9 protein-coding genes and 1 tRNA gene are annotated in these 14839 nt (G+C 67.1%); all 10 read right to left on the bottom strand.

Annotated features, from left to right (window positions below; translation table 11 throughout):
- Window positions 1–97: 97 nt before the first annotated feature.
- The 10 genes from rpoC to CA12_RS08640 all read right to left on the bottom strand — a co-directional run bounded on the left by rpoC (window position 98) and on the right by CA12_RS08640 (window position 14837).
- Entirely contained in the window at window positions 98–4513 is a 4416-nt protein-coding gene (gene rpoC / locus CA12_RS08685) for a DNA-directed RNA polymerase subunit beta' (protein ID WP_145358574.1), read from the bottom strand.
- A gap of 101 nt (window positions 4514–4614) precedes the next feature.
- Window positions 4615–6177 (bottom strand): hypothetical protein, encoded by a 1563-nt coding sequence (locus tag CA12_RS08680; RefSeq protein ID WP_207622183.1) that lies wholly within the window; start codon window positions 6175–6177, stop codon window positions 4615–4617.
- A 77-nt stretch (window positions 6178–6254) separates the two neighbouring features.
- Entirely contained in the window at window positions 6255–9974 is a 3720-nt protein-coding gene (rpoB, locus tag CA12_RS08675) for a DNA-directed RNA polymerase subunit beta (protein ID WP_145358573.1), read from the bottom strand.
- Between the two features lie 752 nt (window positions 9975–10726).
- The gene (gene rplL, locus CA12_RS08670) at window positions 10727–11137 is read right to left on the bottom strand and encodes a 50S ribosomal protein L7/L12 (RefSeq protein WP_145358572.1); all 411 of its coding nucleotides are present in this window, start codon (window positions 11135–11137) and stop codon (window positions 10727–10729) included.
- A gap of 132 nt (window positions 11138–11269) precedes the next feature.
- Window positions 11270–11803 (bottom strand): 50S ribosomal protein L10, encoded by a 534-nt coding sequence (gene rplJ / locus CA12_RS08665; protein WP_145358571.1) that lies wholly within the window; start codon window positions 11801–11803, stop codon window positions 11270–11272.
- Window positions 11804–11871: 68 nt separating this feature from the next.
- Entirely contained in the window at window positions 11872–12573 is a 702-nt protein-coding gene (rplA, locus tag CA12_RS08660) for a 50S ribosomal protein L1 (RefSeq protein ID WP_145358570.1), read from the bottom strand.
- A gap of 78 nt (window positions 12574–12651) precedes the next feature.
- Window positions 12652–13080, bottom strand: coding sequence for a 50S ribosomal protein L11 (rplK, locus tag CA12_RS08655; protein WP_145358569.1), 429 nt, complete (start codon window positions 13078–13080; stop codon window positions 12652–12654).
- 93 nt (window positions 13081–13173) lie between these two features.
- On the bottom strand, window positions 13174–13932 hold the full coding sequence (gene nusG, locus CA12_RS08650; RefSeq protein WP_145358568.1) for a transcription termination/antitermination protein NusG: 759 nt from the start codon (window positions 13930–13932) through the stop codon (window positions 13174–13176).
- Window positions 13933–14157: 225 nt separating this feature from the next.
- The gene (gene secE, locus CA12_RS08645) at window positions 14158–14610 is read right to left on the bottom strand and encodes a preprotein translocase subunit SecE (RefSeq protein WP_145358567.1); all 453 of its coding nucleotides are present in this window, start codon (window positions 14608–14610) and stop codon (window positions 14158–14160) included.
- A 154-nt stretch (window positions 14611–14764) separates the two neighbouring features.
- Window positions 14765–14837: transfer RNA gene (locus CA12_RS08640), tRNA-Trp, on the bottom strand.
- Between the last annotated feature and the right edge of the window lie 2 nt (window positions 14838–14839).

Raw genomic sequence — 14839 nt, 5'->3', positions numbered from 1 at the left:
TGTAAGGACGCAACGCAATCCGTTCAACCGGATCGGCTGATCGGAGGCGAGTCTTCACGCGGAGGCCCCGCGGGGCCTCCACGTTCTGACGACAAACTCAGCCGGCGTAGGGCGGGTGCTCGATCACGCCGTCGACCTCCTGCGGACCGGCGCCGGCCCGCGGGGCGGGGGCCGATTCCCGGGCGATCTTCTCGAGCAGGTTGCCGGCCGGTTCGTCGGACAGCGGGGCCGGGGCGGCCTCGCCGGCGACTTCGGCCAGCATGTCGCGGCGGGCGGCGAGGATCCGTTCCTTCTCCGCCTGCATCGCCATCAGGGCGCTGTCGTGGATGCGGACTTCCGCGTCCTGGTGCTGGTGGAACCCGGTCCCGGCGGGGATCAGGTGGCCGAGGATCACGTTCTCCTTCAGGCCGACCAGCCCGTCGCTCTTGCCGGCCAGGGCCGCTTCGGTCAGCACCTTGGTGGTCTCCTGGAAGGAGGCGGCGCTGATGAAGCTTTCGCTCTGGACGGAGGCCTTGGTGATGCCCAGCAGCTGGGTGCTGCCGACGGCCTTGCGGGGTTCGCAGGTCTGGGCGGGGGAGAGGCCCTCGGCCTCGAGTTCGCCGTTGACCTCTTCCAGCGTCTCCTTGGGGACGATGTCGCCCTCGTCGAAGTCGGTGTCGCCGGGGTCGGTGACCTTCAGGCAGGTGTTGAGCTGCTCGTTGGCCTTCACGAACTCCGTCTTGTCGACCAGCACGCCGGGCAGCAGCGGGGTGTCGCCCGGGTCCTCGATCTGCAGCTTGCGGAGCATCTGCGAGATGACGATCTCGATGTGCTTGTCGTCGATCTCCACCCGCTGGGCCTGGTAGACGCCCTGGATTTCGCGGCGGAGGTAGTTCTGAACCTCCATCACGCCGGAGACCCGGAGGATGTCGTGCGGCTTGAGCGGGCCGGCGACCAGCGCGTCGCCGGCCTTCACCTCGTCGTTGGCGTGCACGAGCACGTGCTTGCCGGGGGGGATGATGTGCTCGACCTCGGTGCCGTCGGGGGCGATCACCTTGACCACCCGCTTGTTGCGCTTCCGCTCCGGGACGAACTCGATGATCCCGTCGACCTCGGCGATGACCGCCGGGTCCTTCGGGGTGCGGGCCTCGAACAGTTCCGTGACCCGCGGCAGACCGCCGGTGATGTCCTGGGTGCCTTCCGAGGCCCGGGGGTTCCGGGCGAGGACGGCGCCGGCCTTCACCTTGGCGCCCTCTTTGGCCTCGATGTTGGCCCGTTCGGGCAGGTAGTAGAAGTCGCGGATCTTGTCGTCGTCGTCCACGAGCACGATCTGCGGGTGCAGGTCGCCTTTGTGCTCGATGACGGTGCGGCGGATGTTGCCGGACTTCTCCTTCTCCTTACGGATGGTGACGCCCTCGACGATGTCCTCGAAGCGGACTTTCCCGTCCACCTCGGCCAGCACCGGGACGCTGTGCGGGTCCCACTCGCACAGGATCTGGCCTTCCTCAGCCATCTCGCCTTCCTTCACGGTCAGCGTGGCGCCGGTGGGCACGGCGTAGTTCTCCAGCTCGCGGCCCTTCTCGTCGGTGAGGATGATCTCGCCGTTCCGGGTCAGGGAGACCTCCTTGCCGGCGGCGTTCGTCACGCTGCGGAGGCGGGTGTACTTGACCCGGCCGGACCGGCGGGCGCGGATCTCGCTCTCCTCCAGGCTGGTCTGGGCGGCGCCGCCGATGTGGAAGGTCCGCATCGTCAGCTGGGTGCCCGGTTCGCCGATGCTCTGGGCGGCGATGATGCCGGCGGCGAGGCCTTCCTCGACCAGCGAGCCGGTGCTGCGGTCCATGCCGTAGCACAGACGACAGAGGCCGAGCTGGCTCTCGCAGGTCATGGGGCTGCGGACCTGGATCTTTTTGAGCTTCATCTCCTCGATGCGATCCGCGATCGATTCGGTAATGAGCTCGTTTTCGCCGACGACCAGTTCGCCGGTGATCAGGTCGGCGATGTTCGTCCGGCTGACCCGGCCGACGATCGCGTCCCGCAGGGAGACTTCCACGCTTTCGCCGCGGTAGAGCACCTCGCGGGTCACGCCCTGGGTGGTGCCGCAGTCGTGCTGCGTGATGACCATGTTCTGGCAGATGTCCGCCAGCTTGCGGGTCAGGTAACCGCTGTCCGCGGTCTTGAGGGCGGTGTCGGCCAGACCTTTACGGGCCCCGTGCGTGGAGGAGAAGTACTCCAGCACGTTCAGGCCTTCTTTGAAGTTGGCCTTGATGGGGGTCTCGATGATCTCGCCGCTCGGCTTGGCCATGAGGCCACGCATGGCGGCGAGCTGCTGCATCTGGCCCTTGCCGCCACGAGCGCCGGAGTCGGCCATCATGAACACCGGGTTCACGTAGGCGCCGCCCTCGCGGTAGTCGTGCTGCATGTCGTGGTACATCGCGTCGGTGATGACCTCGCGGCACTTCGTCCAGACGTCGATCACCTTGTTGTACCGCTCCTGCGGGGAGAGCACGCCCTCCTCGTAGGCCTTCTGGAAGCGGAGCACCTGGCCTTCGCTCTCGGCGATGGCGGCTTCCTTGCTGTCCGGGGTCCGCAGGTCGCCGGAACCGAAGGACACGCCGCTGTTGGTGGCTTCGTTGAAGCCGAGCACCTTCATGCGGTCGAGCAGGTTGATCGTGTCGCCGCGGCCCTTCTCCAGATAGCAGTCCGAGATGACCCGTCCGAGGTCCTTAGACTTCATCGTGAGGTTATAGAAGGACATCCCCTCGGCGACGATGTCGTCGAACAGCACGCGGCCGGCGGTGGTCTCGATCAGGCCGCCGTCCTTGAAGGTGTCGGCGCCCTCGCCCTTGACCGTGCGGCCCTTGGGCAGCCGCAGCTTGATCTTGGTGTGGCGGGTCACCTTGCCCTGATCCAGCGCCAGGAACACCTCGTCCTTGTCGGCAAAGATGCTGCCCTCGCCGGGCCGGCCGTCCTTGGACAGCGTGAGGTAGTAACAGCCCATCACGATGTCCTGCGACGCCGAGATAATCGGGTCGCCGTTGGCCGGGCTGAAGATGTTGTTGGTGGACAACATCAGCGTGGTCGCCTCGACCTGCGCCTCGATGGAGAGGGGCAGGTGGACGGCCATCTGGTCGCCGTCGAAGTCGGCGTTATAGCCCTTGCAGACCAGCGGGTGGACGCGGATGGCGTTCCCTTCCACCAGCGTCGGCTCGAACGCCTGGATACCCATCCGGTGCAGGGTGGGGGCCCGGTTCAGCAGGACGGGGTGGTTCTTGATCACCTCGTCGAGGATGTCCCAGACCTCCTCCTCCCGCCGTTCCAGCATCCGCTTGGCGGATTTGATGGTGTCGGCGTGATCCAGCTCCTTGAGCCGGCGGATGATGAACGGCTGGTAGAGTTCCAGCGCGATCTTCTTGGGCAGGCCGCACTGGTTCAGCTTCAATTCCGGACCGACGACGATCACGGAACGGGCGGAATAGTCGACGCGTTTGCCGAGCAGGTTCTCGCGGAACCGGCCCTGCTTGCCCTTGATCATGTCCGTGAGGGACTTGAGCGGGCGGTTGGAGCTGCCCAGCACCGGCCGCTTGCAGCGGTTGTTGTCGAACAGGGCGTCGACGGACTGCTGCAACATCCGCTTTTCGTTGCGGACGATGACCTCCGGGGCGTTCAGGTCGACCAGCTTCTTCAGCCGGTTGTTCCGATTGATAATCCGGCGGTAGAGGTCGTTCAGGTCGCTGGTGGCGAAGTTGCCGCTGTCCAGCAGAACCAGCGGGCGCAGGTCCGGCGGGATGACGGGGACCACGTCCAGCACCATCCACTCGGGGCGGTTGTCGCTGTCGCGGAGGGCCTCGACGATTTTCAGGCGCTTGATCAGCTCCTTCATCTTGGCCTGGGAGCCCGTCGCCTTGAGGTCCTTGCGGATCTGCACGCCCTCGGCGACGAGGTCGATGCCCAGCAGGAGCTTCTTGACGGCCTCGGCGCCCATGTCGCACTCGAAGGAGCCGACGCCGAAGTTCCGCTCCGCCTCGCGGCGTTCGTCCTCGGTCAGCAGCTGCCCCCGGGTCAGCGCGGGCGTGCCGCTGGCGGTCACGGCCTCGCCGGGGTCGGTGACGACGTAGTCCTGGAAGTAAATCACCTTCTCAAGGCTGCTGGTCTTCATGTTCAGCAGCGCGCCCAGGCGGGACGGCATGCTCTTGAAGAACCAGATGTGCACGACCGGGGCGGCCAGTTCGATATGGCCCATCCGCTTCCGGCGGACCCGGCTGTGGGTGACCTTCACCCCGCAGCGGTCGCAGACCATGCCCTTATATTTCATCCCGCGGTATTTGCCGCAGGAGCATTCCCAGTCCTTTTCCGGGCCGAAAATCCGCTCGCAGAACAGACCGTCCCGCTCCGGCCGGTAGGTCCGGTAGTTGATGGTCTCCGGCTTCTTGCACTCGCCGTGCGACCACGACCGGATGTCGTGCGGGCTGGCCAGCCCAATCTTCACGGAGGCGTAGTCGTTGACGCGGTCGAAGTTCGGTTCGGCGACGGACATTGGCGGGCGGTGCGGCGGGGGGGAGATTAAATGGACGCTGCGGGGGGCGGGCGGCGGCGCGGGCGAAGGGGACCCGACGCGGCGACCCAAGACGGGGCGGTCTATTGCGGACCGGACACGGCCGGGGAGAGCTCGGCGAACAATTCCAACAAGTTCCGGACGATCAGGCGGGTGGCGTCCTTCTGGACGGCGCTCGTACCCAGCCAGGTTTCGTAACCGCCGAGTTCGTGCTGCTCCGGCGTGGGCAGATAGCCGTAGGAGCCGTTCGCTAACTCAATCGTGAAGGCCCGCTCGAACCCGGGCAGTTCGGGGACCTCCCGCTTCAATTCGAGCCCGGTCTCGGTGAACGTCTCGAAGGGGATCGCGGCGATGCCGATCGGGCCGATGCGGTGGGCCTGCAACGGGATCGCGACCTCGTCCGGCTGCTCCGCGAGGCTGCGGCCGCGGCGGGCGTAGTTGAGTTCCAGGGAGTGTTCCGGCTTCTCGCCGCGTTCGGCCCGGGCCTCGACCGCGTCGAAGTGAGCCAGTTGCTCCGGCGTGGGCTTGCGGACCTTCAACATCACGTCCCGCCCGGCCGAGGCCAGCGGTACGTCGGTGTGGAACTCGAGGCCCTCGTGGGCGGCGGCGACCTTGGCGGCGAGGTCGTCGGCGACCCGCTCCATGGCGACGTACGGACCGTCGCCGGTGGGGGTGCGGGAGGTGAAGTTCACGTTGTTCACGTCGCCGCTGGTGCCGTTGGACAGGATGCCCACGAAACGGGGCGTGAGCCGTTCGGCGTCCAGCCGGGCGGCGATCCGCTGGGCGAACACGCCGAAGTAATCCGCGGAAAGATCGCCTCCCGGCACCCCACCGACGTAATGCAGCGAGTAGTTCGCCAGCAGCGCGATCGGCCGCGGCTGTTCATCCCCGGCGCCGCGCGAGCGGACGGAGAGGAACGAGACCTCCGGGTCGGTCGGGCCGGCCGGCTTCTCCAACGCCCCGCTGCCGCGGGGCGGGTTCATCTTCACCTTGTCCACGCCGCCGAAGGGGTTGCGGAGCAGGTCCGGATCGCTGACGTACCAGCGGCGGTTGTTCAGGTGCTCCGGAACCGCAACGCGGCCCCAGGCGATCTCCGCCGGCTCCAACTGATCGACCGCCTGCCGGACGGCCGCGGCGATCCCGTCCGCCAGCGCGCGCTGGTACTCGTTGCCCTCGGCCAGCGAGGGCTTGTCGCCGTTGAGCGTCGGGCTCCCGCCGACCTTGGTGGCGTCGTTGCGGGCGGAGACGGAGGAGTGCGTGTGGGTCGACGCCATCAACGCCTGGGCCGGGGCGATGCCCGTTTGCTCAGCGACCAGCGCACGGGCGGCGTCGAACACCTCGCGGGGGATGCCGACATTGTCGCAGAGGACCAGCGCCAGCCGATCGTCCCCGTTCTGCAGAACCAGCGCCCGGGCCATGATCGGGTCGTGGACCCGCTCCGCGGGGGGCGAGGTCCAGTTGCCGACGATCGGCATGCCCAGCGGCGGCGTGACGTCCACCGCTGAGGCCCCGGCCCACAGCCCGCCGATCCGCGGCCCCTCGGTGATCAACTCCCCCGCGACGCCGGCCGAAGGGCAGACCGCCGCCGCGACGAGCGCCGCGACGCGGGCGAAACGGGCGACAAGCGCGGCTGAGGAGCGGTGCATCGGCTCAGGCGGACGGGGGAGGGGACGGGAACGGACGAACGACGGAGCCCCGGAACCGGGGCTTCGCGGCCGGCGACTCAGGAGCCGGCCTTTTCCAACTGCATGTTCAGGCAGAGGCCGCGGATCTCGTTGAGCAGCACGTCGAAGCTGGCCGGGGTGCCGGCTTCCAACGTGTTCTCGCCCTTGACCATCGATTCGTAGATCTTGGTCCGGCCTTCCACGTCGTCGCTCTTCACGGTGAGGAGCTCCTGGAGGATGTAGGCGGCGCCGTAGGCCTCCAGGGCCCAAACTTCCATCTCCCCGAACCGCTGGCCGCCGAAGCGGGCCTTACCGCCCAGCGGCTGCTGGGTGATGAGGCTGTAGGGGCCGGTGGCGCGGGCGTGGACCTTATCGTCGACGAGGTGGTGCAGTTTGAGCATGTAGATCTGCCCGACGGTGGTCTTCTGCTCGAACGGCTCGCCGGTGCGGCCGTCGTACAGCTGGGCCTTGCCGTCCTCGGGCAGGCCGGCTTCGACCATGCACTTGCGGATCTGTTCGTCGTCGGCGCCGTCGAACACCGGGCAGATCGCCCGGAAGCCGGTGATGCTCGCCGCCCAGCCGAGGTGGGTTTCGAGAATCTGACCGACGTTCATCCGGCTCGGCACGCCGAGCGGGTTGAGGATGATGTCGACCGGGGTGCCGTCGTCGAGGTACGGCATGTCCTCCTGGGGCAGGATCTTGGAGATCACGCCCTTGTTGCCGTGGCGGCCGGCCATCTTGTCGCCGACGGAGATCTGCCGCTTGCTGGCGACGTAGACCTTGACCATCTGCAACACGCCGTTGCCGAGCTCGTCGCCCAGCTTCTTGCGGTTGATGGCGTGGTCGCGCTCGTCGATCGCGTCCTCGACCTGCGGCCAGCCGGACTCGTAGACCTTGCGCAGCTCCTGCTTTTTCTGCGGGGAGCGAACGTCGAGGTTCTCCGCGTGCTCCGGGAACCGCCGGGCGTACTCCACGACGAAGCCGTTGTCCTCGATCTTGGAGACCTGCCGGCCGTCGTCGTCCTCGATCGGGCTGCCGAGGGCCTCTTCGTAGTCCTTCAGGAAGTCGCGGAAGACGGCGGCGGCGGTCTCGTCGCCCTGCTTCTCGGTCTTCTTGAGGTCCTCCTCGTAGGCCTTCTTCTCCACGTCGGAGAGGCTCATCTTGCGGGAGAACTTCTCCGTCTGGATGACGATGCCTTCGACGCCGGACGGCACCTCGAGGGACTCGTTCTTCACGTCCTCGCCGGCCCGGCCGAAGATCGCGTGCAGCAGTTTCTCCTCGGGGGTCAGCTCCGCCTTGGCCTTCGGAGAGACCTTGCCGACCAGCACGTCGCCGGGGCTGACGCGGGTGCCGACCTCGACGATGCCCTCGTCGTTGAGGTGCCGCAGGGCCTTCTCGCTGACGTTGGGAATGTCGTTGGTGAACTCTTCCTTGCCTAGCTTCGTCTCGCGGATCTCCACGTCGTACTCGTCGATGTGGATCGACGTGTAGACGTCCTCCTTGACGAGCCGCTCGGAGAGGATGATCGCGTCTTCGAAGTTGTAGCCCTGCCAGGACATGAACGCGACGAGCACGTTCCGGCCCAGGGCCAGCTCCCCGTGACGGGTCGCGGCGCTGTCGCAGAGGATCTGGCCCTTCTTGACCTTGTCGCCGGGCATGACGATCGGCTTCTGCGTCAGACAGGTCCGCTCGTTCAGGCCGACGAACTTCCGCATCGGGTAGTTCACGCCGTCGATCTCGATGCCGTCGGCGTCGGCGGCGGTGACGGTGCCGTCCTTCAAGGCCTTCAGGACCATGCCGCTGTTCTGGGCGACGTCCTTCTCCAGACCGGTGCCCACCAGGGGCGGCTCGGCGATCAGCAGCGGCACGGCCTGCCGCTGCATGTTGGAGCCCATCAGCGCCCGGTTGGCGTCGTCGTGCTCCAGGAAGGGGATCAGGCCGGCGGAGACGCCGATCATCTGACTGGTCGACACGTCGATGTACTGGACCCGGCCGGCCGGGATCCACTCGGTGTCGTTGCTGTAGCGGGCCAGCACGCGACCCTCGGTGATCACGCCGTCCTTCATGGGCGTGTCGGCCGGGGTGATGTGGTAACGGACTTCCTCGTCCGCCCGCAGCCAGTCGATCTGGTCCGTCAGCTTCCCGTCCTCCACCTTGCGGTAGGGGGTGATCAGGAAGCCGTAGTCGTCCACCTTGGCGTACATGCCCAGGGAGGAGATCAGGCCGATGTTCGTGCCTTCCGGCGTCTCGATCGGGCAGATCCGGCCGTAGTGGCTGAAGTGCACGTCGCGGACTTCGAAGCCGGCCCGCTTCCGGTTCAGACCGCCCGGGCCCAGGGCGGACAGACGCCGCTCGTGGGTCAGGGTGCTCAGCGGGTTCGTCTGGTCGACGACCTGGCTCAGCTCGCTGCGGCCGAAGAAGTAGTCGATCGCCGCGGAGACGCTCTTGGGGTTCACCAGCGTCCGCGGGGTCATCTCCTCGACGTCCTTCAGCGACATCCGCTCCTGCACGGTCCGGCGGAGCTTCAGGAAGCCCTTGCGGATCTCGTCGGCGCCGAGTTCGTCGATCGTCCGCAGACGGCGGTTGCCGAGGTTGTCGATGTCGTCCACGCGGGCGTCGTTGATGCCCGCCCGCAGGTCGAGGATGTACTGGATCGCGCTAATAAGGTCCTCGACCCGCAGCGTCATCTCCGTATCCGGGACGTCCTGGTTGAACTTCCGGTTGATGCGGAACCGGCCGACCCGGCCGAGCCGGTAGCGGTTCACGTCGTGGAACTTCTCGGCGAACAGGTCCTTCGCCTTCTCCAGCGCCGGCGGGTTGCCCGGACGCAGCCGCTGGTAGATGCGAAGCAGGGCCTCCTCGTGGCTGTTGGTCGTGTCGTCCAGCAGCGTCGTCATGATGAGCGGATCCTCGACGCTCTTGGTCAGCTTGACCTTGTCGAGGCCGCTCTCCTGCAGCTCCTTGGCGAGGACCTCGGTGACGAGCTGGCCGCACTCGACCATGATCTCGCCGCTGCGGTCAGTCTCGACCGGGTAGATCAGGTCCGCGGCGGCCGTCTTGCCGGTGACGGCCTTGAGGAAGTCCTCGCCGGCGCCGACGGAGACGACCTCGGTGTCGAAGAACAGGTCGATCAGCGCCTCGGCGGAGCCGTACTTGGCGTCCATCGCCCGCAGCAGGGTCAGGCAGGAGAACTTGCCGCTCTGGTCGATGCGGACCTGCAGCACGCCCTTCTTGGAGATGACCATCTCCACCCAGCTGCCGCGCTCCGGGATGATGCGGCAGGTGACGTCGGTCGCGTCGTCGCCGTCGCCCGTATTGACGAAGTCCACCCCCGGGCTGCGGTGCAGCTGGGAGACGACGCAACGCTCGGCGCCGTTCACGATGAACTCGCCGCCGCCGATCATGATCGGCAGGTCGCCGAGGTAGACCTCCTCCTCGACCGGCTGCTCTTTGACGAGCCGCATCCAGACCCGCAGCGGCCGACCGTAGGTCAGGCGAAGCTGGCGGCACTCCGTCTGGTTGTAGCGGGGCTTGCCCAGCTCGTACTTCACGTATTCCAGGCGATACGTGCCGTCGTAGCTCTCAATCGGGAAGATTTCCCGCAGCACCTCTTCGATGCCGAAATCCTTCCGGTCGCGCGGGGCGACGTCCTTCTGGAGCAGCCGGGTGTAGCTGTCCGTCTGGATATTCGTCAGGCCCGAGATCGGGAACGCGGCGTCAATATCGCCGAAGTTCCGAACGGTATCGAAGTAACGGATGCGTTCCGAGGGGATCGGCATCGAGGTGTCGGGCTGGGGGAGAAGGGGAGGGGGCCGGTCGCGACGGGCGGAAAGGGCGTCGCGGGGTCCGGACGAAGGGCGGGCCGCCGCCGCACGCCGGGCGGACCGGACGCGGGGCAGGGCTTCGGCCGGAGACCTACTGGGGAAAGCCGACCCGGACGGGACCGGGCGGCCGACCGGCAAGAGAACCGAGCGTCGCCGCGTTCGTCCCCGGCCGGGAGGGGGACGACGCCTTCGCAAACGCGGGCGCCTTCACAGACGCCGTCGGTGAGAGTGCAACCGGAACGGTCGCAACGGGATGGAGCGCAAACGACGAGCCGGCGCGTCCGGACCCGGACGAACCGGGGACGCGTCGGCCAAGAGTCCGGCGACCGCACGCGGAGCCGGAATCGGTGATAAAACGAGGGTGACGCCGCAAGGGGGGGAGGCCGCCGCTGTCGGTTGCGCTGGTCGACGATGCGAACGCGGGGAGGAGCCGCGAGAATCGCCAGAGCCCGAACCCGCCGGAGTCCGGGGCAACGTGCAGTGTCGCGTGTCAAGCCGAGGTGTCAACCGGCCGCGGACAATTCCCGTGCCAAACGCTCGACGAATCCGCATTCCGGCCCCGAAACTCGTCGGACCGGTCACGATCTCTGAACGCCCGCATGGGGTCCCCCTGAGTCACCGCACGCGTTCTCCACCGCGCAAGCAAAACGACCCGGACGCCTGGAGCGTCCGGGTCGCTTCGGATCGTCGGTGGGACGAGCGTCGAACTACTTGAGTTCCGCTTCGCCGCCGGCTTCCTTGATCTCGGCGACGAGCTTCTCGGCGTCTTCCTTGGAGAGGCCCTCCTTGACCGGCTTCGGGGCGCCTTCGACCAGTTCCTTGGCTTCCTTCAGGCCCAGGCCCGTGGCGCCGCGGACGATCTTGATGACGGGGATCTTGTTCCCGCCGAAGCTGGTCAGGATCACGTCGAACTCGGTCTGCTCTTCGACTTCCGCCGCGGCGTCGCCGCCGCCGGGGCCGGCCATCATCACGCCGCCGCCGGCGGCGGGCTCGATGCCGTACTCGTCCTTGAGGTAGTCGCTGAACTTCTTGGCTTCGAGAAGCGTCATGTTGACGATCTTCTCGGCCAGTTCCTTCATGTCCGCCGGGATGTCAGCGGTGGTGGTTTCGTCGGCCATTGGGAGATCCTCCGGGGGTTGTGCACGGCCGGACGAAGACGACGCCGGCGGGGCTTTCGGTTAGGGGTAACAGGGGGGCAACACAGCGTCGCCGCGGGCGTGACGGTCCCGCCGCGCACGAGAGGGACGAGGTTATTCGGTCTTGTTCGGGCCGGCGGTGCCGTCGCCGATCTGCTTGACCTGGCTGGCGATCATCTTGCCGGGCCCCAGCAGGGCCGCGGAGATGTTGGCGCCGGGGCTGAGGATCTGGGCGACGATCGTCGCCAGCAGTTCCTCGCGGCTGGGGCTCTTGGACAGGGTCTCGACGCCGGCTTCGTCCAGCGTCTGGCCCTCGACGGACCCGCCCTTGATGGAGAGCTGCTTGATCTCCTTGGCCCACTTCGTGATCTCCTTGGAGAGGGCGACGATGTCCTCCCCGCCGAAGATCAGCGTGCTGGGGCCTTCCAGCACCGGGTCCAGCCCGGTCACGCCCTTCCGCTCCAGCGCCCGGCGGGCGAGGGAGTTCTTGACGGTCAGGGCCTGGATGTTCTGCTTCGCCAGCGCCAGACGCCAGGTGTTGCAGGTGATGGCGTCGACGGTGGAAACGTCCACGACCAGCAGGTTGGTGGCGTCGCCGATGCGGTCCACGACCGCGTCGATCATCATCCCTTTGACGTATTTACTCATCGGCTCGTGCGGCGGGGCGTTATGCGGGGGCGACGCCTAAGCCGGACGCAGGCGTCCGGCCCAGGAAATCAGAGGGCGATCTGGATGGAGGGCATCATCGAAGCGGTCAGGTACACGCTCCGCATGTAGACGCCCTTGCTGGTGGACGGCTTGAGCGACTCGATCCGGCCGATCATCGCCCGAGCGTTCTCGGCGAGCTTCTCCTCGGTGAAGCTCAGCTTGCCGACGACCGTGTGGACGACGCCTTCCTTATTCACCTTGAACTCGACCTTGCCCGCTTTGTACTCGCGGACGGCGTCGGCCACGTTCGGGGTGACGGTGCCGGCCCGGGGGGACGGCATCAGGCCGCGGGGGCCGAGCACGCGGCCCAGCGGGCCAACGACGCCCATCATGTCCGGGCTGGCGATCGCGACGTCGAAGTCGGTCCAGCCTTCCTTGATCTTGTCCGCCAGTTCGGAGCCGCCGGCGTAGTCGGCGCCGGCCGCCTCGGCGGCGGCGAGCGCGTCGCCGCGGGCGAAGACCAGCACGCGCTGCTCTTTGCCGATGCCGTTCGGCAGCACGATCGAGCCGCGGATCATCTGATCCGCCTGCTTCGGATCGACGCCCAGCCGGAAGGCGATCTCGACCGTCTGGTCGAACTTCACCGCCGGGATGTTGGCGGGAAGGCCGCTCTCCAGGTTCTTCAACCGCTTGACGGCGGCGTCGACGGGCATCGGGGTGTAGCTGCTGGTCTGTTCCAGCAGGTACTTCATCCGTTTGGAATCAGCCATCGGTACGTTTCGAGCGTTACTGGGAGCGGCGTGCGGGGGGATGCGGGGCGAGGTCGGCGACGGGTCCTGGGGACCCGATCAGCCGACGACGGTGATCCCCATGCTGCGGGCGGTGCCGGCGATCGTCTTCTTGGCCTGCTCCAGCGAGCCGGCGTTGAGGTCTTCCATCTTGGTCTTGGCGATCTCCTCCACCTGCGCGTCGGTGACGGAGCCGACCTTGTTCTTCAGCGGGTTGCCGGCGCCCTTGGCGACGCCCGCGGCCTGCTTGAGCAACACCGGGGCCGGCGGGCTCTTGACGACGAACTCGAAGGTCCGATCGTTGTAGACGGAGATGACCACCGGCACCGTGGTGCCGGCCATGTCGCGGGTCTGCTCGTTGAACTGCTGGACGAACTGCCCGATGTTCACGCCGTGCGGACCCAGGGCGGTGCCGACCGGCGGCGCCGGCGTGGCCTGCCCACCCTTGACCTGGACCTTGATGGTGGTGACGAGTTGCTTTTTAGCCATCTGACTGAAATTCCAAGAGACAAGAAATCAAGAACCAAAAAGGCTGTTGTGAACCGCGTTTGGTTCTTGTCTTCTTGGAGATTGAAGCGTTCCTTAAACCTTTTCGACCTGCCAGTACTCGAACTCGGTCGGCCGGGGGCTGCCGAAGATCTCGATCAGCACCGTCACCTTGCCGTGCAACTCGTCGATCGCCTCGACGGTGCCCTCGAAGGTTTCGAAGGGGCCCTCCTTGATCTTGACCGTCTCGCCGATCGGCAGGTCGATCTGGACCTTCGCCGGTTCGGCCTCCTCGTCCGCCGCTTCCTCGACCTTGCCGAGCATGCGGTCGACCTCGTCCGCCCGCATCGCGGCGGGGCGGTCGTCAGCGCTGGTGAACGAACCGCTGGAGCCCGTGAAGCCGCCGACGCCGGTGGTGTCACGGACGAGGTACCAGCTGTCGTCGTTCAACTTCATCTGGATCATCATGTAGCCGGGAAAGAGCTTCTGCTCGATCACCCGCTTCTTACCGCCCTTGGGGTCCACGACCTTCTGGGTGGGGATGACGATCTCGCCGAAGTCCTCTTCCAGACCTTCGCGGCGAATCCGCTTCTCCAGCGTCTTCTTGACGGTCTTCTCGCGGTTCGAGGTGACCTTCAGCACGAACCACTCGTAGCCGAGCTCGTCGACGGTGGACTGCTCCTCCGGGGCGGGGAACTTCCGCTTCGGGGCCTCTTCGGGCGTCTCGCCCCCTTCCCGCGGGGCGTCCTCGGAGGAGGCGTCCGCCGCGCCGGAGTCGGTGACGGCGTCGTCGACCGCGGCGTCCTGGGCGGACGTCGCGTCGTCAAGGTCGGCGGACGCAGCGGGGTCGGTCATGGGACCGCGAGAGGGAGAAGGGGCGTCCCGCAATTCGGCCGGCGGGAACGGATCGACCGGCTTCGGGCGAATCCGGACGGAACCGGGGGCGGCGGACGCCGAGAATGCGAACGACCGGCCGCCGTGGCGACCGGTCGGGTCGTGCAGGATGGCCGGGCCGTCCTGAAACTTCAAGCCACCGCAGCGGGTTTTCCGGGGACCGCCCGGCCGCGGCGGACGGGGCGGTCACTCGACGGGGGCGGCGTTCTGCAAACGCAGCACGCCCAGCGCCTCGAACAGCCAACCCCAGACCATGTCGTAGAAGAACAGCACCCCGGCGAGCAGGAACATGATCGCGATCACCACCAGGCTCGCCCGCAGCACCTCGGGCCACGTCGGCCAGGAGACCTTCGCCATCTCCGCCTCGACGGAGATCAGGAAGTCCGCGAACCGCGGGTAGTTGACCAGCCGGAACGCGAACCAGCAGCCGGCGGCCAGCAGCACCGCGGGGACGCCGTACCGAATCGGCTCGTCATACTCGGCGAGCCGACCCTGGGCGAGCACGTAGCAGCCGATGAACACGACCAGCCCGACCGCCGCGGCGGTCGCCTGCCGCACGATGCGGCCCTGGTTCCGCTTGTACAGACCGGCTGCGAGCAGTTCGGACCAAATGGAGCCGGACGCCTGTTGCCGGGACATGCGAAGTCCGTTCGCCGGGGGAGCCCGGTACGAGGAGGATCAGCGGTCGAGGGACGCGTCTTGCGACCTCGACGCGACGTGGAGGGGGGGACATCCCTAACCAAAACAGCCCGAGGCCTGAAAGGCCGGCCGCCGGAGAGGGGACGGGAAGGAGCACGAGCGGAGGGACTCGAACCCCCAACCTGCGGATTTGGAATCCGCTGCTCTACCAATTGAGCTACGCTCGTTC

Origin of the sequence: Alienimonas californiensis (assembly GCF_007743815.1) — a bacterium.
Lineage (GTDB): Bacteria > Planctomycetota > Planctomycetia > Planctomycetales > Planctomycetaceae > Alienimonas > Alienimonas californiensis.
Note: the sequence above shows the minus strand (reverse complement) of the source record. Positions and strands in the feature narration are given on the sequence as shown.